We start from the raw sequence: 25655 nt of genomic DNA on the forward strand, positions 1-25655 counted from the left end.
ACGTCGATTTGTCAGACGAATCGATGATGATTTTCCACAAATGTGTGAGCTGGGCTATCCGTGCAGGGCAGCGACGATTCGCTCGACCTCCGCCTGATCGGTACCGGAGGTCCCCGGAGCACGCATGTGGACCTCGCGAGCGCCCGAGGCTGCCACAACCTCGGCGACATTGTGAGCACGCAGGCCACCCGACACCAGGATGATGATGTCGTCTCCCCCGCGCTCAACGAGCCGAGCGAGAGCCCCCGGCTGCGCGACCGCCGGATCACCGCCCGTCGTCAACACTCGGTCGTAGCCAAGTTCCATCAGCACGTCGAGGCCGCGATCCTGGTCCACGACCTGGTCGAAGCCACGGTGGAAGGTCAGCGGCGCATCCTCGGCCACATCGCGCAGGCGTGCGGCCGCATCCACGTCGATCTGCCCGTCACGCGTGATGACTCCGACGACGAAGCCGAGGGGCACCGACGCTCCCCGACCGATCGACGCCAGGGTCACGATGTCCGAGGCGATTCGGTCCACCTCTTCACGCGTGTGCACGAAGTCCCCGGGGCGCGGGCGCACAAGCACCTGCACGCCCCCGGCCGGAGCCACCTCGAGGGCGGCCGCCACCTCGTCGAATGCGGGGGTCAGGCCACCGCACGACAGGTCAGTGCAGATCTCGATGCGATCCGCTCCCCCGTCGCGCGCACGGCGCACGCCGAGCGCATCTTCCACGCAAATCTCAACAACGGTCACGGCTGCCACCTTTCGTAGCACGTCGAGCCACCCACGCGGGCGGCCAGGATCGCCGCACCCCAACGGCCGCCCGCTCCCCCAAGGGAAGCACGGACGATCTCGGGGGCGTCACGGAATGTCAGCATCGAGGCAAACTCTTCGCGCAGCGGCGCCAGCAGGTGCTCACCCGCGTGCGACAGGCCGCCGCCGATGATGATGCGTTCGACGTCGACGGTGAGGGTCATGTGGGTCAGCGAGAGGGCGAGGGCGCGCACGGCGGTGTTCCACACCTCGGTCGCCACGGGATCGGTGCCGATACCGTCCTCGACGGCCTTCGCGCCGATATCCTCGCCGGTCGCCTGCTCGTAGCGCCGGGCAATGCCCTTCGCCGAGGCGTAGACCTCCAGGCAGCCGCGCGAACCGCAGCGACAGGACTCACCGCCCGGGAAGACGGGGGCGTGCCCGACCTCTCCGGCGCTGAACGTCGCGCCGCTCCACAGGCGATCGCCCAGCATGAGGGCCACGGAGATACCGGTGCCGATGGGCATCATGAGGAAGGAGGAGGCTCCGCGACCAGCACCGAGGAGCCCCTCGGCCAGGCCGGCGGCGCGCCCGTCATGCATGAGCGCGGCGGGCACTCCCGTGGCCTCCTCGACTGCGCGCGCCAGCTGGACGCCGCGCAGCTCCAGGTTCGCCGCATACACGACGGTCCCACTCTCCTCATCGACGAGGCCGGGGCAGATCAGGCCGAAACCGACCAGTCCCGGGTAGTCGCTGGCAAGCCGGGCACCGATGCGCCCCACCTGCTCGGCCACGGCCTCACGATCGGTGGGTTCGTTTCCCTGCGTGAGGATCGATCCCGCCTCATCGACGATCATCCATTTAATGGACGTGCCGCCGATGTCAATGCCGGCAAATACCGGGCCCTGGGAATCCTTCACGGCACTCATGGTTCAACGACCTGTGCATGCAGATCAGGATCTGCCATATCGGGATCGAAGGGGAACATCGGGCGGTCGATCTTGTGGTGCCCGAGGCGGATGAGATCCTGGTCAACACCACCCGGAGTCAGCGCCATGAGCCAGCCCTTCTGGGTCTCGTACAGGTCGGGCTCAAGGTAGCCGATCTTGACGACGACGACGTCGGCGGTCGTGATGTCCACGCCGAGCAGCTCGAACTGGCAGTACATCGTGTACTGGTTGCGGTTCGTGGTGACGATGAAGCGCAGACCACCAGTGCGCAGCAGGGCGGTGTGGCCACCCATCGGGTCGTCGGCCAGGGCCTCGACCGTGGCATGCACGTTCAGGGTCCCGGGCTCGCGGGTGTCAATGTGTCCACCGACCTCGAGGTCCACCTCAGCACCCACACCGGCCTCCCACGCGACCGCGGCCGCGGCGGGGTCGATGATCGAGGCGTAGATGACATCGAGCGTCGCTTCCTGGACGGGCTTCCACGCAAGGAGGGCCGCGAGCGCGACCGTCACGTCGTCGGCGCCACCGGCACCCGGGTTGTCGCCGGAGTCGGAAATGAAGAAGGGCTTGGGCCCCTCCTCGGCGGCGGCCAGGCACTCTTCCATGGAAGCGACGGGGGCAACGAACTCGAAGCGGTCGTGCACATCCCAGAAGTACTGGCCGATGCGCTCGGCCTGCTCCTTGACGAGCTCCGCGTCATCACCCGTGACGACGACCGCGCCCTTGCAACGCGGCTGGTCGGCCCACGCAAAGCCGATCCAGATCGCGGCGTCCAGGATGCCGTCCATCGCTTCGATGGGGTCGATCATCTTGTACAGGGACTTGGCGGGTTCGATGCGGGTCGAGGTCTTCTCGCCCGGCAGCAGGACGGGGACGTGGACGAGGGCCTTGACGGGCTTGGGCTGCCCGTTCAGGAGGCGCATGCCCAGGTTGTAGGCGGCACGACGACGCGACTCGAGGGCATCCTCGTGGGGTGCGAGGCGGTAGCAGGTGAGGATGTCACAGCCGTCGAAGAGGTCTTGGGAGACGTTTCCGTGCAGGTCCATCGAGGCGCTGACCATGGGCTCCGGGCCGATGACACCGCGGATGGCGTTAATGAGGTCGCCTTCGGCGTCGTCCATGCCCTGGACGCTCATGGCACCGTGGATGTCAAAAAAGAGGCCGTCGAGGGGACCGGCAGCTGCGAGGCCTTCGAGGATTTCGGCCTTCCAGGCGTCGTAGGCGCCACGCTCGACGACGCCGCCGGGCAGGGCGCGCGAGTGCAGGACGGGGATCCACTCGATCTGGGTGGCCCAGTCCTCGTCGCGCCAGTAGAAGCGATCCATCAGTTCCTCGCCGCGCGTGACGATGAAGTCGTCGGCCGTCGAGATGTAGGGGGTAAACGTCGAGGATTCGATGTGAATGCCGGCAACCGCGATGCGGGGCTTGGTCATGAGCGATTCTCCTTTGAGATCTTCGAGGGGGTAAGTGTGGAGAGTCCCCAGAGCGCGGCTTCGCGCCCTGATCGAGACGATTCGATCACGAGGTGTTCCATGATCGAGGGGAGGCAGGATTGGTGGAGTGCGGCGCGCACTCCCGCGGTGAAGGCATCGACGGCGGAGAGTGCTCCTCCGACGATGACTCCCTGAGGCGCCAGGAAGGACACGAGGTGGGCGACGCTGTGGCCCAGAAGGGTTCCCGCCTGGCGGATGGCCGTCGCAACTTCGGGAATACCGTCGCGTGCGGCGGCGAGAAGCTGTGCGTTGTTCTCATAGACGAGGCCGGTGGCGGCCAGGTCTGCCCGGATCGAGTCGGCGGACGCGATTGTTTCGAGGCAGCCGACGTTACCGCACTTGCAGGGGCGTCCGGCGGCGGCCTCGACGGGGATATGCGAGATATCCCCGGCCAGTCCGCCCTGACCCACCTGGGGCACGCCCTCTACGAGGTAGGCGCCACCGATGGCGGAGCCAGCCTTGATGTAGATGAGCGTGTCGATGGGGGCGACGCCTTCCAGCCGGCGCCGGTAGACGGATTCGCCGATGGCTCCCGCGCGCGCGTCGTTTTCGATGAGGGCGGGCAGACCGCTTTGCTCCGTCACGGCCTCGGCGACGTTGATTCCATCCCACCCGGGCATGCGGGCGGGGCGGATGACGCGCGAACGGTCAGCGTCCACGGGGCCTGGAACCGCCAGGGCAAGGCCGCCGACCCGCACGCCGACAGCTTCTTCCTGGCGCGCCACTTCCTCCATGACGGCGTCCAGCACCACCTGGGGGCCTTCCGCAATATCGATGAGGAGGCTGCTCGCCACACCTATTCCGCGCGTGGGATCCGTCAGGGCGACGAGGCCGTGGTGGGCTCCCAGTTCAACGAGAGCGAGAGCGCCGGCTCCGTCAGAAGTAACGAGTCGACGCGCCCTGCGCCCGCCGGTCGAGACAGACTCGTCCGCTTCCGCGACTTTGCCCGCCTCAACGAGGCGGGAGACGGCCGCCGAAATCGTTGACGGTGCAAGGCCAGTTTGCTTGACAATTGCGGGACGCGTATCCGCCTGACCGGATCCGATCAGCGTCAGGACGGTCTCATCGACGTCATGCGTGGCCATGACACCTCCTTCACATAGATATGCGGTAACTCCAACGTTACACAGCGCTCATCGTCGAGAACACCTTAATTATGCCCCATCGAAGAAAGTGTGGCACTTCTTTCGCCAACATTCTTCGTTATTTTTTCGCAACATTCCGGATTTTGGTCATAGTGGCAACATCGGCCGACAAACTGTCATATGATGTATGCCATCTGGCAGGGTCCACTCCCGTCAGTGTCCCCCGATCAACGTTGATTTGGAGCAGTCATGAATCTCAGTAAGAAGCGGTGGATCGCCACCGGAGCGGCGCTCGCAATGGTCGCCACTCTGGGCCTGTCCGCCTGCGGCGGCAGCAACCGCGCGGCCACCTCGGAAACCGGAAAGAACGAGGTCACGATGGCCTCGCGCACCCCGAACTGGATCTTCCCGGTCTCCGCCAAGGGCTACACCCAGGGCGAAAACGGACAGTTCATCCAGGCGATGTACCGTCCCCTCTTCGCCTACAAGTCCACCTCCGACACCCCCTACAAGATCAACCTGCCCAAGTCCCTGGGCACGGTCCCCGAGGTCTCCGAAGACGGTAAGACCTTCACCATCAAGCTGCGCGACGACGCCAAGTGGTCCGACGGCACCCCCGTCACCACCCGCGACGTTGAGTTCTGGTGGAACCTCGTCACCAACAACAAGGACGAGTGGGCCTCCTACAAGAAGGGCTTCTTCCCCGACGGCGCCGAGCTGAAGATCATCGACGAGCACACCTTCTCCATCACCACCGAAGAGAAGTTCGCACCGGCCTGGTTCATTGACAACCAGATCAACAAGGTTGCCCTCCTCCCCCAGCACGCCTGGGACAAGTCCAGCGCCGACGAGGCCGTCTCCGACCTCGACCGCACCCCCGAGGGCGCCCAGAAGGTCTTCTCCTACCTGCAGGGCGAGGCCAAGAACCTCTCCTCCTACGCCACCAACCCGCTATGGCAGACGGTGAACGGCCCCTGGAAGCTCTCCTCCTTCACCCCCGACCAGGGCCTCGAGCTCGTTCCCAACGAGAACTACTGGGGCGAGGACAAGCCCAAGATCGACAAGCTGATCTACAAGGCCTTCACGGGTGACGACGCCGAGTTCAACTCCGTGCGCTCGGGCGCCATCGACTTCGGCTACATCCCGGCTGCTCAGTACAACCAGCGCAAGGCCGTTGAGGACAAGGGCTACCAGGTCTTCCTCTGGCCCGGCAACTCCATCACCTACCTGGCCCTGAACTTCTACGACAAGGCCCCCGGCTCGAAGTTCATCAAGCAGAAGTACATCCGCCAGGCCATGCAGGAGCTCATCGACCAGCCGACCCTGTCTGACAAGATCTGGTCCGGCACCGCCTCCCCGACCTGTGGCCCCGTCCCCATGGCGGCTGACAAGGTCGGCACCACCGAGGGCTGCGCCTACAAGTTCGATCCGGACAACGCCAAGAAGCTCCTCGAGGACCACGGCTGGAAGATCAACCCCGACGGCGCCAGCACCTGCGAGAACCCCGGCACCGGTGACAACCAGTGCGGTGAAGGCATCGCGGCCGGCGACGCGCTGAACTTCAAGCTCGTCTCCCAGTCGGGCTTCGTCTCCACGCACCAGATGTTCGAAGAGATCATCTCCCAGTTCGGCAAGGTCGGCATCAAGATCGACATGAGCGAAGTTCCCGACTCGGTCGGCGCCTCGCAGGCATGCGACGACGAGACCCCCTGCACGTGGGACATGTCCTTCTTCGGCTCCCAGACCTCGTGGGGCTTCCCCATCTACGCCTCCGGCGAGCGCCTCTTCGCCACTGACGCACCCGTCAACCTCGGCCAGTACTCCAACCCCGAGGCCGACAAGCTGATCGAAGAGTCGACCCGCTCCTCCGAGCCCGACGCCCTCCAGGCATACAACGACTACCTCGCGGAGGACCTCCCCGTTCTGTGGATGCCCAACCCGTACTACCAGATCACCGCGGTGAAGAAGACGCTCAACCTGGGCGACATCGACGCCACCGGCGACACCTGGCCCGAGGATTGGTCGTGGTCGACCGAAGGTAAGTAACCCTTCGCCTTGACGCCTCATGGGGCAGGCGCCCGCACCCGCACATGCGGGCGCCTGCCCCCTTACTGTGGAGTTCGCAATGATCCAATTCATCCTCAAACGCCTCGGCCAGGCAGTCATCGTCGTCTTCCTGGTCACCATCATCACCTTCATCCTTCTCCAGTCCCAGCCGGGCGGCGCAGCCCGAGCTGCCCTCGGTAAGGATGCGACCCAAGAACAGCTCGCGGCCTTCGACCATGAGAATGGATACGATCGCCCGATCCCCGAGCAGTACGTCACCTACCTGAACAAAATTGCGCACGGCGACTTCGGATACTCCTACCAGCACAACCAGTCCGTGAACGACCTGCTGGCCGCCCGCCTGCCGCGCACCATCTTCCTGTCCCTCCTGTCCACCATCCTCGCCCTCATCGTCGCGATTCCCCTCGGCGTATGGCAGGCAGTGAAAAGAAATAAAGCGCCCGACTACGTGGTCACGATCGCGTGTCTGCTCGCCTACTCGACCCCCATCTTCTTCGCGGGCCTTCTGCTGATCGTCCTCTTCTCCCAGGTGTGGCCCATCCTGCCCAACGATGCGCCACAGGGCGAGGACCTCGCGGTCATGTGGGAGCAGTGGGATCACCTGATTCTGCCCGTGTGCGCCCTCTCGATTGGAACGATCGCCGCCTACGCGCGCTACGTGCGCTCCTCCATGGTGGACAACCTCAACGAGCAGTACGTGCGCACCGCCCGCGCGAAGGGCCTGTCGGAGTTTCGCGTTGTCTTCGTGCACACCCTGCGCAACGCCATGTTCCCCGTCATCACGATGATCGGCCTGTACATCCCCGCGATGTTCTGTGGCGCCCTGGTCATCGAGACGCTCTTCAACTTCAACGGCATGGGCTACCTGTACTACCAGGCGACCGGCAGGCGCGACTACCCGATCCTCCTCGGCGTCGCCCTCATCGTCTCCTTCGCGACCGTCATCGGCGCGCTCCTGGCAGACTTCCTCTACGCCCTCGCTGATCCCCGCATCCGACTGGCAGGACGTGCCAAATGACCACAGCAACCGCACCAGTGAGCGCGCCAGCGAAGGCGCGCACCGCCCGGAAGTCGACGAAGCTTCAGGGCCTGCAGGTCTTCATGGAAAACAAGCTCGCCGTCTTCGGCGTGTGCTTGATCCTCATCCTGATGGCCTTCTCGTTCATCGGCCCCATGTTCTATGTGACCGACCAAGTCCACACCGACCTGGCGAACTCAGCGCTGGCCCCCTCCGCAGAGCATCCGCTCGGCACCGATATGGTCGGTTACGACCAGCTCGGACGCCTCATGAAGGGCGGCCAGACCTCGATTATCGTCGGCCTCTTCGCAGGCATCTTCGCGACAACGATCGGCACCCTCTACGGTGCGATCGCCGGCTTCGTGGGCGGCTGGATCGATGCGGTCATGATGCGTATCGTTGACGCACTCATGTCCGTGCCCGTCCTGTTCCTCTTCATGCTGATCGCCACGATGATCCCCCCGACCGTCCCGGTCCTCATCATCATCATGTCGGCGCTGTCCTGGCTGGGCACATCCCGATTGATTCGAGGCGAGGCCCTCTCCCTGCGCACGCGCGAGTACGTCGTCGCAATGCGCGGTATGGGCGGATCGATGCCCCGAGCCATTCGCACGCACATCGTGCGCAACACGATCGGCACCGTCATCGTCAACGCGACCTTCCAGGTCGCCGACGCCGTCCTCTACGTCGCCTACCTGTCGTTCCTCGGCCTGGGCGCGCAGCCTCCCGCCACTGACTGGGGAGCCATGCTCTCCAACAGCCAGTCGCACGTCTACTCGGGCAACTGGTGGCTGCTCTACCCGCCGGGCGTCCTCATCATCCTCCTGGTCCTGTCGTTCAACTTCATCGGCGACGGCCTGCGTGACGCCTTCGAAGTTCGACTGCGCAAGAGGTGAGCACTGAACTATGAATACTCCACTCCTTCAGATCAAAGATCTGCACACCGACATTGAGATCCGTTCCGGCGTCGTCCGCGCCCTCTCCGGCGTCGACCTGCACGTGAACCCCGGCGAAACCCTCGGCATCGTGGGCGAATCCGGCTCCGGTAAGACCATGACCGCCCTATCCCTCATGGGGCTCCTGCCCCAGGGTGGCAAGGTCTCCTCCGGCTCGATCATCCTCGACGGGCAGGACCTCACCCAGCTGCCGCTCAAGGAGAAGCGCAAGCTGCGCGGCACCAAGGTCGGCATGATCTTCCAGGATCCTCTCACCTCTCTGAACCCGACCATGAAGATCGGCCTTCAGGTGTGCGAGCCGCTGCGCGTGCACGAGGGCCTCTCGAAGAAGGAAGCTCTCGAGCGCGCCGTCGAGATCCTCAAGCGCGTTGGTATGCCTCGTCCCGAGGTGGTTATCAACAACTACCCGCACCAGCTCTCCGGCGGCATGCGTCAGCGCGTCATGATCGCCATGGCCCTCGTGTGCAAGCCGCGCATCCTCATCGCGGACGAGCCCACGACGGCCCTGGACGTGACGACGCAGATGCAGATCCTCGACCTCATCGACGAGCTGCGCGACGAATACAAGATGGGCGTCATCCTCATCACCCACGACCTGGGTGTTGTGGCCGGTCACACCGATCGCGTTGCCGTCATGTACGCCGGACGCATCGTTGAGACCGCCCCAACGAAGACGCTGTTCACCGAGCCGAAGCACCGCTACACGAGCTCGCTCATGGCGGCCCTACCCGAGCGCGCCCTCGCGGCCGGCACCAAGCTCTTCTCCATCCCCGGCGCTCCCCCGTCGCTGACCAACCTGCCCGTGGGCTGCCGCTTCGCAGCCCGCTGCCTGTGGGCCACTGACGAGTGCCGCGCGGGATACCCGGACCTCAGCGGCGACGAGACCCACACCTTCTCCTGCTTCCACCCGGTTCAGGAGGGCGACGAGTCTCCCGCGGTCCTCCAGGGCAAGTTGGATTCCAACAAGACCAACGGTGCGGCCGAGAACGTCCCGCAGATCTCCCACGAAACACTGCTCGACGTCAAGGAGGCTTCGCGCGAGTACGAGTCGGCCGGATCGGGCTTCTTCAAGCGCGAAAAGGGCGTTGTCTCCGCCGTCGACCGCGTCTCCATCACGGTGAAGAAGGGCGAGACCTACGGCCTCGTCGGCGAGTCCGGCTGCGGTAAGTCCACCGTGGGCCGACTCATCGCCGGCCTCGAGCCGCCCTCGGGTGGCGCCATCGAGCTCGATGGACGCGACCTGGCCACGCTCAAGGGACGCGACGCCGTACGCATCCACCGCGACGTGCAGATGATGTTCCAGGACTCCTACGCGGCGATGGACCCGCGCATGCGCATCGACCAGATCCTGGCCGAGCCCATGAGCATCCAGAAGACCGGCAACGCTCGCCAGATCGCCGAGCGCATCATGGAGATCCTCGAGCAGGTCGGCCTGACCGAGGAGATCCTCGACCGCTACCCGCACGAGTTCTCGGGCGGACAGCTCCAGCGCATCGGCTTCGCCCGTTCGCTGACCCTGGCACCCGACCTGATCGTGGCGGACGAACCCGTTTCCGCATTGGACGTCTCCGTCCAGGCACAGGTCCTCAACCTCATGAAGGACCTGCAGCAGGAACTGGGCCTGTCCTACCTGTTCATCAGTCACGACCTGGCGGTCGTCCAGTACATGGCGGACCGTATCGGCGTCATGTACCTGGGCCGTATCGTCGAGGAGGGCCCGGCTTCCGAGGTCGTCAAGAATCCGAAGCACCCCTACACGAAGGCGCTCATCGACTCGATCCCCGTGCCCGACCCGGAGTTCAAGCACGACGAGAATGCCATCAAGCTCACCGGCGAGCCGCCGAGCGCCGTCAACCCGCCTGAGGGTTGCCGTTTCCGCCCGCGCTGCCCGTTTGCGGGCGAGGAGTGCAAGGTGCAGCCCATGCTCACGGATGAGACGCACCGCGTGGCCTGCCACCACCCGCTCCTGTCGCTGAGCGTGAAGGAAAAGGTGGACGCCTGACACATACGTTCATGCGAACTCCAAGCGGTGCCCCCGGCCTGAGTCATCAGGCCGGGGGCACCGTCATGCAGGGCAGAACACGATGCGCTTCCAACGGCCACGACCGCGCCGGGGCGCCACTGCCCATCGCGGCGGCATCATGGCCACAAAGACGCGTGTGGGGCGCGACCACGCGGTCACGCCCCACACGCTTCGCTGTCGTCAGCGCGTCACTTGGAGACGGCCTTCTTCAGGGTGGAGCCAGCGGAGAGCTTGACGCCGTAGCCAGCGGGGATCTTGATCTCTTCACCGGTGCGCGGGTTGCGGCCGGTGCGGGCGGCGCGCTCGACACGCTCGACCGAGAGCAGGCCGGTGACCTTGACGGCCTCGCCCTTAGCCAGGGACTCAACGAGGACAGCCTGGAAGGCGGCCAGGGCCTCGTCAGCCTTCGCCTTGGTCAGGTCGGCGCGTTCGGCAATCTGAGCGACAAGCTCGGTACGGTTCACGGACATTGAGAAACCTCATTCCTGTTCGTTCTTGGTTACCACTTTCGTGGCCACGAATGACACACTACGAAATCTTCGACGATTTCGCCGACTTTAGGGCCAGATTTCGCGGATTTCACGAAAAATTCTCAATTTTTTGCTCGAAAACCGTCAATTCTGTGCATCAGATCACTCAAACTTGCCGGGTGGTCCTCATTCCACGGCGTCCAAATACGGCTCCACCGGCACGTTTCCCGGTAAAGGCAAGACCTCCCGCAACCGAGGCTAAACCCCTCTCATAACACCTGACAAACATCCAGTGTCGACCACTCCCCCGAGGGCATCCGAACATCCCCAACTCCCCGCCTCATCGTTCACGAAGCGAGACGAAGGCCAACGACGGGCGACGACTCAATCAACCACCTTCACGACCATCGGCGGAGGGACAAAGCGCGACATTTCAGCCCCCACCTCCAACAACTGGCCCGCCTCACGCCAGCCACGACGAGCAGATACAAGATATAACTCGCCACACTTTTTAAATAACTCGTAAAATCTGCTGCCCGATCACAGAGAATGGATGCGTCCCTTCAACACTTGGATAAAGGTCCAGGAGACACAGATGGCATCACGCCCCTCGTCCGCTCCCCATCCCGTCGATCAAGTTCCTCCCTTTGGAAAACTCACCATTCTGGGCATTCAGCACGTCCTCGCGTTCTACGCGGGTGCCGTGGTCGTCCCGCTCGTTATCGCTTCCGGACTCGGACTCGATAATCACACGCTGGTCCACCTCATCAACGCAGACCTGCTCACCTGTGGCATCGCCACCATCATCCAGTCGGCTGGCATCGGCCGATTCATCGGCGTGAAGCTCCCCCTTATTCAGGGCGTCACCTTCACTGCCGTCTCCCCACTCATCGCAATCGGCGCGGCGGCCACGCCCGCCGGCGCAGACCCCAGGATCGGCCTGGCCACCATGTACGGCTCCATCATCGCCGTCGGCCTCATCGTCTTCCTGGTCGCCCCGTTCTTTGCCAAGCTCCTACGCTTCTTCCCGCCGATCGTCACGGGCACCCTCCTGACGGTCATGGGCACGACCCTCCTGTCCGTCTCCGCCGGAGACATCGTCGCCTGGGCGGACAAGGCTACCGACGACGCAGCGAAGACGGCCCTGACGTACGAGGGTCTCGGCCTTGCATTCGGCACGATCGCCATCATCATCATCATTCAGCGCCTCTTCAAGGGCTTCATGGGAACGCTCTCCGTCCTCCTCGCGCTGCTGATCATGACGGCCGTTGCCTTCGCAATGGGCAAGACCGACTTCTCCGGCGTCGGCGAGGCCAGCTGGGTCGCTATTACCACCCCCTTCTACTTCGGCATCCCGAAGTTCTCGGTGACCGCCATTATCGCGATGATCATCGTCATGGCAGTGACCGCCGTGGAGACCACCGGCGACGTCTTCGCCACCGGTGAGGTCGTGGGCAAGCGCATCGCCCCACGCGATATCGCCAACGCCCTGCGCGCCGACGGCCTGTCCACCCTGCTGGGCGGCGTCCTCAACTCCTTCCCCTACACCTGCTTCGCGCAGAACGTCGGCCTGGTGCGCCTGACCCGCGTGAAGTCTCGCTGGGTCGTGACCGCCGCGGGTGTCTTCATGATCGTCCTCGGCCTGCTGCCCAAGGCGGCAGCCATCGTCGCGGCGATTCCGCAGCCCGTCATCGGCGGCGCCTCCCTGGCCATGTTCGCCAACGTTGCCGTCGTCGGCATCCAGACCCTGTCAAAGGTGGACCTGCGAGACAACCGCAACGCGGTCATCGTCTCCACGTCAATCGGCCTGGCCCTCCTCGTGACGCTCAAGCCCGGCATCGTCACGGTCATGCCCTCCTGGCTGCAGATCATCTTCGGTTCCGGTGTCACCATCGGCTCGCTGACGGCGATCATCTTGAACCTGCTGTTCTTCCACATCGGACGCCCCGCCTCGCCGGACGTGGCCGTGGTGGACGGCAGGAAGATCAACCTGGACGACGTCAACGCGATGGATCGCGACCAGTTCGTCGCGACCTTCTCCTCGATGTTCTCCGCTCACACGTGGCCGGTCGAGCGCGCCTGGGAGTCCCGTCCTTTCGCTTCCGTGTCCGAGCTGCGTTCCTCCTTCGAGGACGCGGTCCTGTCGGCTTCCCCCGAGGAGGCCGAGGAGCTCATCGCTTCCTACACGGACGTCGTTTCCCTGGTCCTCGACGGCGCGGGCGACGAGCAGGCGAGCTCGGATACCTCATCCCTGTCCGTGGGCGATGTGTCCTCCGAGGAGGCCGACGAGCTGCGCGCTCTGGCAGCCGCCTACCGCGAGAAGTTCAATCGTCCGCTGGTCATATGCGTGGATAACGTGGTGGACCGCAAGCACCTGCTGTCGTCGGGCTGGCGCCGCGTCGAGCACTCCCCCGCCCGCGAGGCTCGCTTCGCGCTCGGCGAGGTTATCGACATCGCCGACCTGCGTTTCGACCAGCTGGTTGCCGATGCGAACCCCATGCGCGCCGCGTGGGACGCGGGTTTTGAGCGCCTCTGAGTAGTACGCAGCGTCTCCCACTGACGAGGCCGGGGCGCGTCGGGCAATACGCCTGGCGCGCCCCGGTTTTTCATGCCCAGCACAGCCCGCAGCAAGACCCGCAGCAAAGCCCTCACCTCATGCGGCCTTAGCTATACAAAGTCGCATGCAATTCCAAAACACAAGTGACACGGCGACACGTACTGATACAGACGAACAAGATCGTTCAGGGGAATTGCATGCGAAATTGCTGGAGGAGACCGAGACGGGGGGAATTGCGCTACACAAGGGTCCGACACGACGACACGCCGTCAGAGGGCTTCGTGTCGTGCAAAACCCCCAACGGCGCCCAGCGCGGAGGCCACCGATAGGCCTACAACACCCCCGCCATAACCACAACCAGACAAAACTCGCACGTAATTCGACTGCGTGAACATTCAACAACATCCAGAAACGTTGCAATTCCAACGACCACAATTCAATGTTTGAAGCAGTCGCGAGGGAATTACGTGCGAAATTGGTGGCACTGGGAAACAGATCCACAACAGGGTTTTCCCGCAGCGCAAACTCCTCACGACACTCCGCGGCGCAGGCTCCTCACCACACTCCGTACTACAGACCCGTCACACAAAACCCCACCGCACACACTCAGCTGCACGGACGACGAAGCCACCGCCAACACATCACGCTCTTCACCCACAGTTCCCACGAGTCGCTCCAGATGCAGATACGCCGAGGGGCCGACCTGGCGGTCGGCCCCTCGGCGTATCCCATCAACACAGTGCAAGTAGTCCCAGTAAGCTCCTCAAAACGTCTCTCGTCGGCATTACCCGAGCCCGAGTGGCCCGTGCCGTATTCCCTTGTGACGACATCTACTGTAGGCACCCAACCTTGCGGCAACAGCAAGGGCAGCTGAGAAAATCCTGGGATTTTGACCCCACAGATAATTGGACACAGAACGAGTGTTCTCCCCTGACATCCATCGACCAGATGGCTTGGTGTTTGGGTGAGAAAAGGCCCGCGCCCCCGGAGGTCATCCGGGGGCGCGGGCACACGGTCTCGCAGCGAGGTCAGCTCAGGAGGCGCCCCGAATCGGCGAAGTTGTACCACTTCCAGCCGATCCAGTGGCCGCCGGTATACATCGCACCCGAGTCGGTGCTCAGGTAATACCAGGAACCACGGTCCTGCACCCAACCGGTGGTGAGTGCCCCACTGGGAGCCATGAAGTACCAAGAGGAACCGTCCTTGACCCAGCCAATCGCCATCGCACCACTACCGGGCATCAGGTAGTACCAGGTGAGGCCATCGAGCAGCCACCCGGTCACCATCCGACCCGATGCCGGATCCAGGTAATACCAGGACGCACCGTCCTTCACCCAACCACTCGCCTGAGCACCCGACGCGTCATGGAAGAACCACGAACCGTCCTCACTCACCCAACCAGTACGCATGTAACCGTCCGCACCGAAGCGATACGTCGAATTGCCGATCTGCACCGCCTGGCTCGCCGGATAGGTCCCATCCGCATAGCGGTACCACCAGCCGACCGAATCCTTGATCCACGCACCACCCTGCGGGGCAGGAGCAGGCGTCGGGTCCGGAGTCGGAGCAGGCGTCGGATCGGGCGTGGGAGCCGGAGTCGGGTCCACACTCGGAGCAGGCATCGGATCACCCTGGAGGCGAACCTCCTGCTTCACGGGGTTGACGCCCCAGTCCCATGCGTACAGGTAGGGGGCCCCCGGGGCCTCGTCGGTGCGCCCCTGCTTCGCCCACGCGCTCGTGAGCTCGGAGACGGGCACGTCGAAGTGGTAGCGGTGCGTGCCGTCGGCCAGGACCTCACCGTCGTCCTCGACGAGCTTGCGGTAGTACCAGGCGCCGTCGGCATCCTCGTGGAAGTCGATGCCGGCCACGGGCGAGGCGTCGGTGACGTCGAAGGACACGGTGCGGGCATCGCCCTCGCCGCTCACCGTCAGGTTGGAGATGACGGGTGCGTTCGTGTCCAGCGTGAACTCGTAGCTCATCTGCTGCGTCTGCGAGGACGGGCCGTCCGTCGCGGCCTCAATCGTCAGGGTGTAGCGACCGTCGGGCAGCGCGTGACCGGATTCATCAAGCCCATCGAAGAAGGGTTCCTCACCGGAAAACTCGCCCGGTTTTGTCCAGCCGGTCTCGAGGTCGTAGAGGGACTTGCGCACGCGGTTGATCGTGTAGGAGCGCACAGACTCGCCCGCGGAGTTGCGGTAGGTGAGCGTCATCGAGGGGACGGAGCGCAGCATGCCGGTCATCGGCGCGATCTTGTCGGGGGCACCCGCCCACTTGGCGCGCGAGGTGATGAGGCGCTGCGTGTTGATCGTGGTGACCAGGTTCGAGTCCTGCTTGTCCGACAGCGGGTTGAGCGCGCCCAGCGGGATGGACGAGTGGGCGTTGACCAGCGCGGAACGGTAGACGTGCACGGGCGTCGTCTCGTCATCCGACCACTTGCCGTCGAAGACATTCGGGGCGCCCCAGGAGCCGTAGAAGCCCAGGTAGGGGACGGTCAGGCTCGGCGTCCCGTCCTCGCTCGTGAAGGTCACGGCGCCGTCGATGAAGGTTCCCTTGGGCGTGTTCGCCGAGGCGAAGGCCGCGAACTCGGACTCGGGGGTCACCGCGATGCTCACGGTGGCGGTCGACTTTGCGGGGACCGTGATCTGCTGGGCGTCCCCGGCCTCGGACACGCCATCGCCGGAAAAGGACAGCGAGATGCCCGCGCCCGCCCAGTTCTGCGAGTGCTCGAGGAAGAGGCCCTCCTCGACCATTTCGGAGAGCGCTTGGCCACCGAGCGTGTATGTGTGGGCGGCGTCGGAGAGGTTGGTCAGGCGCACCTGGAAGGTCCAACCGTTCGTTCCATCGCCGAGGTCGGCCTTGGGTCGGGAGGTATCGGCGGCTCCGACGACGGTCGGGTAGACGGTCGCGGTGGTGGCAGCGACCGCGTCAACGGCACCCGCACCAACCTTGCGCGGCGAGTAGTAGGTGCCGTCCCCCAGCTCGACGTCGATGAGCGGGTGGGCGGTGCCCATGAGGAGGTTGGTAACGACGGCATTCTTCTCCTTGGCGCTCATGCCGGAGAATGCGGGGTCACCCGCGATGCGCTGGCGCACGAGCGCGCTGATGCCGGCGACCTGCGGGGAGGCCATCGAGGTGCCCGACAGGCGCTGGTACTCGTTACCGAGGTAGGCGGACATGATGTCGCCGCCGGGGGCCGCGATTTCGGGCTTGAGCGTCAGGTCGGGGGCCACACCCCACGCCGAGAATTCCGAGGCCGTCGGGTTGTTCGAGGCCAGGACGATACCGGAGTGTGTGACTGTGAGGTACACGTCCGCGCCGCCCGCGGCGGCCAGCGCCTCGCGGATCGCTTCGCCGTCCTTCTTGGTGATGGTCACCGTGGGCATCGAGGTGGTGGCACCCAGGATCGACTGGTAGGGCGTGGCCGAGTCGTCAGTGTCGGCGATCATGAGGGCCGCGGGTGTTGACGGGAAGCCCGTCAGGTACGAGGCCTTGAGGTCGTCGGTCATTGCCGTGCCGGTCCGGGTGTCGGTGCCGCCCTTGTCTTCGAGGACGATCGCGTCGGCGAGGCTCAGTCGGTTGGTGCCCGCGTACTTGTCGAGCTCGTCACCGCCGCCCGCGCCGGCATCGACGACACGGTAGCTCTTCTCGGGGATGTCACGCAGGCCGCGCACGGCCTCTCCCTGACCGTCGAGCGCGGTGCGGTAGGCGATCTTACGGTCCCCTAGGGTCACGTAGGACAGGGCCTCCTGATTGTCGACCGAGGCAACGGCCAGCGTGGACTTGTAGGAGGCAGGCTCTCCGAGCGTGCCCGTGTCGGGGTCGGTCGCGAACGGCTTGTTCTGGCCACTGTTGTTGCCGTACGCGTTGGAGAATGCGTTGCCCGAAGCGGCGTTGACGGTGATTCCGGCGTCGTTCAGCGCCTCGTAGACGCCCGCGAAGACGCTGCCGGCGTCGCTGCTCATGCCGGCGTCATCGCCCAGGGAGAGGTTGATGACGTCGGGCTTGATGACGAGGGCATCATCGAGGGCGGCCAGGAGGGCGCTATCGGGCATCGATCCGTCCGCGTCGGAGGCCACCTTGGCGACGACGATCTGCGCGTGGGGCGCGGTGCCCTGCAGGACGTCGGCGTTGGCGGCTGCGATCGCGGTGACGTGCGTGCCGTGGGACAGGTCCTTCTCGGAGTGGGGAACGACGTCAGCGTCGTTGTCGGCGTAGTCGTAGGCGAAGGGGATCTTGCTGTTGACGTACGTGCCGGAACTACCGTGCGGCAGCTTGCTCGCGAAGGCCTGAACGTCGGCCTGGCTCAGGCGCACGTCAACGCCGTCCATCGAGCCGTCGAAGGCGTCGTGGTCGGTCTGCAGTCCGGAGTCGATGACCTCGATGACCTGACGGTCACCCTTCTGGGCAGCCTCGGCCGCGCGCGTCATTGCCAGGGACGAGGCGTTCTTGAGGACGGGCGCACCCGCGCCATCCGCGCTGGTTTCCAGCGGCTTGTGCACACCCTCGATGAACGCGACCTTCACGCCCTGGGTCTTCTGGATGGCGGAGAGGGCGGAACCGGGTGCCTCGATGGCGAAGCCGTCGAGCGCATTCGTGTAGTCGCGCACGGTGGTGACCTGCGCGCCGGGCACGGCCGCCTGAACCGCCGAGGCAATGCGGGCCTTGACCTCGTCGCGCGTGGCCGTTGCAGAGCCGCCGACCGCGCCGTCCTCGAGCTGGACGATGATCGTCGTCGGGGTGTCGTCAGCCGCCTCCTGCGTAGAGGCGGCGTCAGGCAGGGTCACTCCCCCGGCCTCGGCCTGACGGATGGAGAGGAGCGGGTCCTCGACGCGCGTGCCCGTGCGCGCCTCGGGGGACGAGGCCTGGGTGGGGTTGGCGGGGAGGACGCCGCCCGGCTGGGGGCTCGCTGCGAGCGCCGGGACGCTCACGCCGGTCAGGGCGAGGGCGGCGGCGAGTGCGAGTGCCGGGGTGGAGTGATGGGACATCAATGGCTCACTTACGTATCGACAAGGTGGCGATGACATGCGCGTCCGTGTGGCGCGCCGTCCCATTATGCGTAAGTTCTGCCAGTTGTGCAGTATGCATGTCCGCTAGACCATCGTCGTGTCCACCCACTGACATTTTGTGCACGGCAGCGCATAAGCTGAGGGGCCGACCTCGCGGTCGACCCCTCAGCCTATCCCATCAACACAGTGCAAGTTTTCCCAGAAAGCTCCTCGTAAAAGTCTCGTCGGCATATCCCGGACCCTCGTGGTCCGTGCCGTATTCCCTTGTGATGACATTCAGTGTAAAGGGCGAACCTTGCGACAACGACAAGACAACCTGAAAAAACCCTGGGAATTTTAGCGCTCACGCCCTTGACAGACGCCAGGCCCGCGAACCCGGCGTCACGCTGGGTTCGCGGGCCTGGGGCAGGCTCAGAGGTGATCTAGCTGATCAGCTGTCCCGTCTCCGAGAATGTGTACCAGGTCCAGAAGATACGCAGCCGACCCGTGGCCATCGCGCCGCTTCCGGTCTTCAGGTAGTACCAGGCGCCGCCGTCTTTGAGCCACCCCGTCACCATCTTGCCGGTGGAGGGGTTGAGGTAGTACCAGGTCTCACCGTCCTTGACCCAGCCGGTCGCCATAACGCCCGTAGCGGGATCCAGGTAGTACCAGGAGACGCCGTCGAGGACCCATCCGCTCGCCTGGGCGCCCGAGGCCTTGTGGTAGTACCAGGAGCCCTGTTCCTTGACCCAGCCGGTACGCATGTAGCCGCGCGCATCGAAGCGGTAGGTGGCCCCGTCAATGGCAAGGGTCGTGTCGGCCGGGTAGGTCCCGTCCTCGTAGCGGTACCACCAGCCGCGGCCATCCCGTTTCCACGTTCCCGCCTTCGCGGCGGGGGCGGGAGCGCTCACGTGAATGGTGGCGCTGGCGGACACGCTGGGCTGCGTCGGGTCGGTCACGGTGATGGTCGCGTCGCCCGCGCCCACCGCACTGACTTCGCCGGTCGCGCTGACGGTTGCCACGGCCTCGTCCGAGGAGGACCAGGAAAGCTCCGTCACATTGGCGTCCGCGGGTTCGTGGGTGGCGCTCAGCGTCAGCGTCTCACCGACGCGCAGCGTCGCGGACGTCTGGGAGAGTGCCAGCGACGTCATGGGGATCGCCTTGAGGGCAACCGGAGCCGTCCCCTTGTTGGCGGGCCAGTCCCACACGTGCAGGTAGATGGACGATGGGTCCCCGCCGATGCTCGTCAGCACGTCCTTCAGTGGGACGTCGAAGTGGCGGTGAACCAGCCCGTCCTCCCCGCGTTCGGTCGGGTAGACCTCGGCTCCGCGTTCGACGATGGGACCATCAGCGGTGGCCGAGAAACCGACGGCCGATATGGGCGAGGAGTCAGCGACGTCGAAGGAGAGCGTGCGGTCGTTACCGTCACCGCTCACCGTCACGTTCGAGATGACGGGGGCCTTGCTGTCCAGCGTGAGACCGTAGCTGATCTGCTGGGTTGAGGGCGAGGGTCCCTCGGTCGTGCCCTCGATCGTCAGCGTGTAGCGTCCGTCCGGCAGCTCGCTTCCATCGGGCGCGTAGCCGGAGAACCAGGGGTCGCATCCGGGCACAGAGTCCTCGACAGTGCGCGGCGAGCGCTCCTGCACGTCGTAGATGGACCGATCCGCGCGCCCGCACGTGAAGGTACGGATGGTCTGTCCGGCCTCGTTGGCGAAGGTGTAGGTCAGGGAGGACACGGAGCGCAGCAGCACGGTGCCCGGGTGCACACCCCTGCGCGCGTTCTCGCCCGTCGAACGGGTGATGATGAAGAGGTCGGGATCGACCCCGTTGATCATCCGCTCGTCCTCGACATCGAAGGGGCTCTGCTGTCCGAACGGGAGGTTTCCGTCCATGAAGGTCGACCCGTAGCCGCTGATGTGGTTGTTCGGGGTGACCTGGTCGAAGATGGCGGGCGCGCCCCAGGAGCCGTAGAAGCCCATGTAGGGGACGGTGAGGTTCGGAGCTCCGTCGGTGCTCGTGAAGGTCACGGCACCGTCGATGAACGTTCCCTTGGGGGTGTTCGCGGCCGCGTACGAGGCGAAGGCCTCGCGCGGGGTCACGGTGACGGTCACGGTGGCCTCCCCCTTGGCGGGCACGGTCACCGAGTCCGCGGAGAACGTCAGGTCAATGCCCTTCCCCGCCCAGTTGGTCGAGTGGTGCGACAGCAGCATGCTCTCGACCTTTTCGGACAGCGCCTGGCCGCCCAGGGTATAGGTGCGCGCACTGTCGGAGACGTTCGTGAGGGTGACCTGGAAGCTCCAGCCGGAGGTGCCCTCACCCAGGTCGGCCTTGGGACGCGACGGGTTCGCCGCACCAACGACGGTCGGGAACACAAACGAGGTCGTGGCCCCCGCAGCGTCAACCAGGCCGGCACCCACTCGGCGAGGCGAGTAGAAGGTACCGTCATCCTGCTGCGCGTCCGCGATCGGGCGGGCAGTGCCCATCAGGAGCTTCGTGACAACGGCGTTCTTCTCGGCGTCCGACAGACCCGCGAAGGCAGGGTCGGATGCCACGCGTTGACGCACGAGGGTAGCGACCGCGGCGGCCTGACCCGAGGCCTCGGCCGTACCGGACTCGTTGTCGTAGTCGTTTCCGGGCGTGGCGGAGGCGACCCTGCCGCCGGGGGCTGCGACCTCGGGCTTGAGCCGCAGGTCAGGGGTGGCGCCGGTCGAGGAGAAGTCCGACGCGGACAGGCCCTCGGGCACGGTGAGGGTCGTGGAGGGAGAGACACTGACCTCGATCGATCCAGTGCCGGAGGCCTTGATAGCGTCGTAGAGCCGGTTGCGATCCGAGGTCGTGATGGTCCCCATCGGGATGCTAAACCAGCGGTCGACCGACCACTTCACGGGGGTTTCGGTGTCGTACCAGTGGCCGAGCAGAACGCCGGCGGGCTTGCTCGTCAGGGATTTCAGGGCCTTGATCTTATGCGGGAGTTCCACGTCCTTGCCCCGCGAGTCGGTGCCTCCCAGTTCTTCGAGGAGGATCGTGTGGGACAGGTCCCCATAGTCCGCGCCCAGGTACTTCGTCAGGTCTTCGCTCGAGCCGTTTCCGGCGTAGACGACGCGGTAGGTTCCCGCGGCAAGAGAGTCAAAGCCCGGTCCGTCGCCCTTGCCCATGCGGGTCACGGGACGATATCCGATCAGGTGATCGCCGAAGGTGATGGCTCCCATGATCTCCTGCTCGTTGACCGAGGCGACCGCGAGGGTCGAGGAGAAGGCGGCGGGGAAACCGAGCGCGCCATTGTCCGGGTCGTCCGCGCGCCCATAGCGCTCAACGTCCCCGGCGGGCGCGTAGACGGTCGTGCCCTGCGCACCGAGGGTCTCATAGACCTGGGAATAGAGAGACGCGGCGGCGTCACTCATTCCTTCGGTCTTGGAAAAAGACACGGAGATGACGTCGGGGCGCAGGACCATCGCGTCGTCGAGCGCCGCCAGCAGGTCGACATCGCTGGCGTGATTGCCCGGATCCTTCGTTACCTTCGCGACGATGAGCTGCGCCTGGGGTGCCGCCCCGGAGAACTGTCCCCCGTTGGCCGCCGCGAGCGCGGCGACGCGCGTGCCCTGGGTGTTCGCAGCGCGCGCATGGTCGTCTCCTTCGTCCGTGGCGAGCACGTTCGTGTCCCCGTCAGCGTAGTCATAGGCGAAAGGAATCTTGGGGCTGACCCAGACTCCCGCCTTGCCCGCGCCCAGCTGGGAGGTCAGGGAAGCTGCCGCATCCTGCGTGAGGCGCAGTGACGCGGCATCCATGTCGCCGGCAAAGGCCTCGTGCGAGGTGTCGATACCACTGTCGATGAGCTCGATGACCTGGCCCTGCCCCTTCTGGGAGGCCGCGTTGGCTCGCATCATCTGCGCCGCCGCCCCGGGCGTGATGCCGGAGTCTCCACCGCCGGCAGCGGCGCGGTACTGTCCGTTGATCTCCTCGTCGGTGACGAAGGAGTTGTCTCCATCGAGGAAAGCGCCCTTGACGCCAGCCGTCGCCCGGATCGCACCGAGAGTCGAGGCAGGTGCCTGGATGGCAAATCCATCGAAGGCGTGGAGGTAGTCGCGCACATCGGAAATGGTGGCGCCCGGACTGGCCGCAGCCACGGCCTCGCCGATGCGCGTCTTCATCTGCGCGTAGTACGCGGCGCGGTCGACTCCGTCATCACGCGCGTCGAGTTGGACGATGATCGTGCTGGGCGAGTCATCGCCGGCCTGCTGGGACGACGAGGCCTGGGTTGCGTCGGCGTCGGCCCCGAAGGCCGCGGGCACGCCGGTCGTCGTGAATGCGAGGGCGCCGGCCGCTATCAGCGTCAGCGCTACGCGTCGGTAGTGGAACATTGTCGGCTCACTTTCTTCACACCTAAAGTGTTGAGCTGCATGAGGGTAAGTGATCGCGCGGCACATCCCCGTGGACGCACGATGTGGCGGGCGCAGCGAGAGGTTGCGCCTCACGTGTTCCCCTCGCGGGCGCGCCCGCTCCCCCGGAACGAGTCCGGTGAGGGCGGGCGCGACGCGTGGGTATGCATTGTCGTCAGGCGCTTAGTGGATCCACTGGCCCGAGTCAGAGAAGCGGTAGTACTTCCATCCGATCCAGACGCGGCCCGTCACCATCTGGCCGCTTCCGGGCTTCAGGTAGTACCAGGCGTCGCCATCCTTCACCCAGCCAGTCAGCATCTTGCCGTTGGCAGGGTTCAGGTAGTACCAGTGCACGCCATCCTTGACCCATCCCGTGACCATGGTGCCCGTGGCGGGATCCATGTAGTACCAGGAGACGCCATCAAGGACCCAACCGCTGGCCTGCGCGCCCGAGAGGGTGTGGTAGTACCAGTTGCCCTGCTCGAAGACCCAGCCGGTACGCATGTAGCCATCCGCGTCGAAGCGGTACACCTGGCCGTCGATGGTCTTGGTGGTGCTGGTCGGGTAGGTGCCATCCGCGTAGCGGTACCACCAGCCGCGAGCGCCCCAGGCCCACGCGCCCTGGGCAGGCGTCGTATCAGACGAGGTCTTGAGGGTCACGGTCGTCGAGGTGACGGCGTGGGGGTCCTGACGCACGTCGACGCGCAGGGAAACATCAGCGCTGGTCGGGGTCCACGTGTAGGAGTCGGTGGACGCGCTCTCGTCCGAGCTGCCCTGCATCGAGTCCCAATCCTGGAGGACCGTTTCGGTGCCGTCAGCACCGATCTGCACGACGCGCAGCTCGCGTCCGCCCAGGGTGCCGCCCTGCGCGGAGACGTTGATGGTCGTCGGCGTGCCCATGGTGGTGGTGAGCGTGTACCCGGCCCCGGCCTCGTTGATGCCGGTGCCCGAGACCGTGACCTGGGGGGTCGTGTACTCGAAGAGGTTGGCCGTGTTGTAGCCGGCGTCCTTCATGGCAGTCTCGGTGAGCGTCCACGCCTTCGAGCCCTTGGGGGCGGCGACGTAGATCTCGGTGCCCGCCTTGAGGTCATCGTCCATGTCGGCGGCGAGCTTGATCTCCTCGACGGTCGAGGGCAGGACCAGGACGCGGGGAGTGTCGAACCAGAAGGTGAAGCGGGTCATCCCCTCACCGAAGTAGGCGCTGTCGGGGCGCCCGTTGGAGGCCTTGCCCTCGTAGTAGAACTCGCCGTCGTTACCGCCGCCCACTATGATGTGGCGCGGGGCTGCGCTCTCGCGCGGGGTCATCCACAGTTCCGTGACCTTCGAACCCAGCTCGATCGTGTCCAGGCCGTTGCCAACGAGGCCGCGGGCCACCGTCACCGAGTCAGGGATGACGAGGTCGGTGAGGTTCGCGTCGCCGTCGAAAGCACCGTAGCCGATGGTCGTCAGGCCCTCGGGCAGGACGACGCGACGCAGGGACGTGTTGTGCGCGAATGCGGCATCAGCGATAGCGGTCGTCCCCTTGGGAACCGTCACGTCTGTGTCCGTCTTCGTGGGCAGGTACAGGACCAGGGTACGGCCAGCGTCGCCCTTGCCGTACAGGGCACCGTCTTCCACGGAGTACACCGTGTTGGCGGGGTCCACGGTCAGCGAGGCGAGGTTGTTCGCGTCCACGAATGCGGATTCTCCGATGGTGGCAATGCCCGAGCCCAGGTGGACAGAGGTCAGCGCGGTGTCGTTGGAGAAGGCACCCTTACCGATCGAGGTCACCGAGTCGGGGAGTGTGGCGGAGGTGAGCGCGGTGGTATCGAAGGCGTTGTCGCCGACCTCGGCCAGGCGATTCAGGTCGGGACGGAAATTCACCTCGGCGAGGGACTTGTCGTAGCGGAAGGCACTATCCGGCAGCATCGTGGCACCACCCAGGTCAACGCGCTCCAGCTTGGGCATGTACCAGAAAGCCGTGTCGTCCATGGACTCGAAGGCGTCAGGCAGGGTCAGGGACGTGATCCGCGCCCCCACGAACGCACCCTTGCCAACGTTACGCAGATGCGAGGGCAGGGTCACGGAGGTGATCTGCGCAGAGGCGAAAGCACCCTCGTCGATGAATGCGGTTTCCTCGGCAACGGTGTACGAGCCGCCCGAGTTCTTCGCCTGCGGGTATGTCGCCAGGTGCGTCAGATCCTTCGTGTACAGGACACCGTCGAGGCTCTGGTAGTTCTGGTTCGCCGCGTCAACCTCGATGCTCTCCAGGAGCGGGGTGCGCGCAAATGCTGCGAACAGGCCGTCGGCCTGGACGTTCGGGCCGACGTGGACGGAGCGCAGCTTGTCCATATCGCTGAAGGTCTCGAGGCCTGCCGTCTTAAGAGATCGAGGCAGGGTGACGCTCTCAAGAGGGGTGTAGGCGAAGGCGCGCTCTCCGATCGTCTCCAGCTGCGAGGGGTGCGCGTCGTCATCCTGGAAGGTCACCTGGGTCAGCGGCTGGCCCGCGAAAGCAGAGTCGTCGATTGCGCGCACGCTCGCGGGGATCCACACGCTGGTCAGCTGCGCACCACTGAAGGCGTTCGTGCTGATCTCGGTCACCCCCTCGGGGATGCGCACCTGCGTTGCGCTACCCGTGTACGACACGAGGACGCCGTCGTCGATGGTGAAGCCATCGGCATCGGCGCGCAGCGGGGCGGCAGCATTGACCTGACCGAATGCGCCCGTGTCGGCCGCAAGCGCGGCAGGGACACCTACCCCGGTCAGGGACAGGGCGCCGGCGAGCGCAAACGCCAGCACAATTGAGTTGCGATGGGACATATGAGACCCCTTCTATTGACAGCTGGTAAGGGCGGGCTCCGTGCTCACAACACGATCCCCGGTGTCAAACATATCCCTTTGGAGGGTTTTCAGATACCCCCTGAGACGCACCTTCTCACCATGTGTCGGTGAGTGTATTGC

General features: G+C 65.1%; 13 protein-coding genes. 5 read left to right on the top strand and 8 right to left on the bottom strand.

All coding sequences use genetic code 11. The annotated features are described in order from the left end of the window. Positions 1-54: 54 nt before the first annotated feature. From HMPREF1478_RS00265 to HMPREF1478_RS00280, 4 genes are read right to left on the bottom strand one after another with little or no spacing between them, the layout of a single operon-like run. Positions 55-735: a copper homeostasis protein CutC gene (locus HMPREF1478_RS00265; RefSeq protein WP_016460083.1), complete on the bottom strand. Its 681-nt coding sequence runs from the start codon at positions 733-735 to the stop codon at positions 55-57. After that, the gene (locus HMPREF1478_RS00270; RefSeq protein ID WP_016460084.1) at positions 732-1664 is read right to left on the bottom strand and encodes an ROK family protein; all 933 of its coding nucleotides are present in this window, start codon (positions 1662-1664) and stop codon (positions 732-734) included. Before HMPREF1478_RS00270 ends, HMPREF1478_RS00265 begins: the two co-directional genes overlap by 4 nt. Then, the gene (locus tag HMPREF1478_RS00275; RefSeq protein ID WP_016460085.1) at positions 1661-3118 is read right to left on the bottom strand and encodes a M81 family metallopeptidase; all 1458 of its coding nucleotides are present in this window, start codon (positions 3116-3118) and stop codon (positions 1661-1663) included. Before HMPREF1478_RS00275 ends, HMPREF1478_RS00270 begins: the two co-directional genes overlap by 4 nt. Continuing rightward, positions 3115-4263 (bottom strand): ROK family protein, encoded by a 1149-nt coding sequence (locus HMPREF1478_RS00280; RefSeq protein ID WP_016460086.1) that lies wholly within the window; start codon positions 4261-4263, stop codon positions 3115-3117. Before HMPREF1478_RS00280 ends, HMPREF1478_RS00275 begins: the two co-directional genes overlap by 4 nt. Before the next feature lie 249 nt (positions 4264-4512). Between HMPREF1478_RS00280 and HMPREF1478_RS00285 the strand changes: the two genes are divergently transcribed. The 4 genes from HMPREF1478_RS00285 (at position 4513) to HMPREF1478_RS00300 (ending at position 10306) form a co-directional block, all read left to right on the top strand. Beyond that, positions 4513-6309: a peptide ABC transporter substrate-binding protein gene (locus HMPREF1478_RS00285; protein ID WP_016460087.1), complete on the top strand. Its 1797-nt coding sequence runs from the start codon at positions 4513-4515 to the stop codon at positions 6307-6309. Between the two features lie 79 nt (positions 6310-6388). Further along, complete coding sequence (locus tag HMPREF1478_RS00290) at positions 6389-7348, top strand: ABC transporter permease (protein ID WP_016460088.1); 960 nt, start codon at positions 6389-6391, stop codon at positions 7346-7348. Continuing rightward, positions 7345-8244: an ABC transporter permease gene (locus HMPREF1478_RS00295; protein ID WP_016460089.1), complete on the top strand. Its 900-nt coding sequence runs from the start codon at positions 7345-7347 to the stop codon at positions 8242-8244. The genes HMPREF1478_RS00290 and HMPREF1478_RS00295 overlap by 4 nt, the downstream gene beginning before the upstream one ends. Before the next feature lie 10 nt (positions 8245-8254). Next, complete coding sequence (locus HMPREF1478_RS00300) at positions 8255-10306, top strand: ABC transporter ATP-binding protein (protein WP_016460090.1); 2052 nt, start codon at positions 8255-8257, stop codon at positions 10304-10306. Between the two features lie 209 nt (positions 10307-10515). On the opposite strand, the gene HMPREF1478_RS00305 is transcribed toward HMPREF1478_RS00300, so the two are convergent. Continuing rightward, a complete protein-coding gene (locus tag HMPREF1478_RS00305; RefSeq protein ID WP_003790058.1) occupies positions 10516-10797 on the bottom strand; it encodes an HU family DNA-binding protein in 282 nt (93 codons plus the stop codon). 595 nt (positions 10798-11392) lie between these two features. Here HMPREF1478_RS00305 and HMPREF1478_RS00310 point away from each other — a divergent pair. Then, entirely contained in the window at positions 11393-13333 is a 1941-nt protein-coding gene (locus tag HMPREF1478_RS00310) for a solute carrier family 23 protein (protein WP_016460091.1), read from the top strand. A gap of 1049 nt (positions 13334-14382) precedes the next feature. Here the strand turns inward: HMPREF1478_RS00310 and HMPREF1478_RS00315 are convergent. The 3 genes from HMPREF1478_RS00315 to HMPREF1478_RS00325 all read right to left on the bottom strand — a co-directional run bounded on the left by HMPREF1478_RS00315 (position 14383) and on the right by HMPREF1478_RS00325 (position 25514). Then, entirely contained in the window at positions 14383-18339 is a 3957-nt protein-coding gene (locus HMPREF1478_RS00315; RefSeq protein ID WP_016460092.1) for a S8 family serine peptidase, read from the bottom strand. 443 nt (positions 18340-18782) lie between these two features. Continuing rightward, positions 18783-22697 (bottom strand): S8 family serine peptidase, encoded by a 3915-nt coding sequence (locus HMPREF1478_RS00320; protein ID WP_016460093.1) that lies wholly within the window; start codon positions 22695-22697, stop codon positions 18783-18785. 201 nt (positions 22698-22898) lie between these two features. Continuing rightward, complete coding sequence (locus HMPREF1478_RS00325; protein WP_016460094.1) at positions 22899-25514, bottom strand: leucine-rich repeat protein; 2616 nt, start codon at positions 25512-25514, stop codon at positions 22899-22901. Positions 25515-25655 lie beyond the last annotated feature (141 nt).

It is taken from the genome of Actinomyces sp. HPA0247 (assembly GCA_000411415.1).
GTDB lineage: Bacteria > Actinomycetota > Actinomycetes > Actinomycetales > Actinomycetaceae > Pauljensenia.

What these genes read in the sequence shown, in the direction of transcription:
- HMPREF1478_RS00270 (WP_016460084.1), bottom strand. Translation starts at nt 1,664, where the DNA reads ATGAGTGCCGTGAAGGATTCCCAGGGCCCGGTATTTGCCGGCATTGAC.
- HMPREF1478_RS00275 (WP_016460085.1), bottom strand. Translation starts at nt 3,118, where the DNA reads ATGACCAAGCCCCGCATCGCGGTTGCCGGCATTCACATCGAATCCTCG.
- HMPREF1478_RS00280 (WP_016460086.1), bottom strand. Translation starts at nt 4,263, where the DNA reads ATGGCCACGCATGACGTCGATGAGACCGTCCTGACGCTGATCGGATCC.
- HMPREF1478_RS00285 (WP_016460087.1), top strand. Translation starts at nt 4,513, where the DNA reads ATGAATCTCAGTAAGAAGCGGTGGATCGCCACCGGAGCGGCGCTCGCA.
- HMPREF1478_RS00290 (WP_016460088.1), top strand. Translation starts at nt 6,389, where the DNA reads ATGATCCAATTCATCCTCAAACGCCTCGGCCAGGCAGTCATCGTCGTC.
- HMPREF1478_RS00295 (WP_016460089.1), top strand. Translation starts at nt 7,345, where the DNA reads ATGACCACAGCAACCGCACCAGTGAGCGCGCCAGCGAAGGCGCGCACC.
- HMPREF1478_RS00300 (WP_016460090.1), top strand. Translation starts at nt 8,255, where the DNA reads ATGAATACTCCACTCCTTCAGATCAAAGATCTGCACACCGACATTGAG.
- HMPREF1478_RS00305 (WP_003790058.1), bottom strand. Translation starts at nt 10,797, where the DNA reads ATGTCCGTGAACCGTACCGAGCTTGTCGCTCAGATTGCCGAACGCGCC.
- HMPREF1478_RS00310 (WP_016460091.1), top strand. Translation starts at nt 11,393, where the DNA reads ATGGCATCACGCCCCTCGTCCGCTCCCCATCCCGTCGATCAAGTTCCT.
- HMPREF1478_RS00315 (WP_016460092.1), bottom strand. Translation starts at nt 18,339, where the DNA reads ATGTCCCATCACTCCACCCCGGCACTCGCACTCGCCGCCGCCCTCGCC.
- HMPREF1478_RS00320 (WP_016460093.1), bottom strand. Translation starts at nt 22,697, where the DNA reads ATGTTCCACTACCGACGCGTAGCGCTGACGCTGATAGCGGCCGGCGCC.
- HMPREF1478_RS00325 (WP_016460094.1), bottom strand. Translation starts at nt 25,514, where the DNA reads ATGTCCCATCGCAACTCAATTGTGCTGGCGTTTGCGCTCGCCGGCGCC.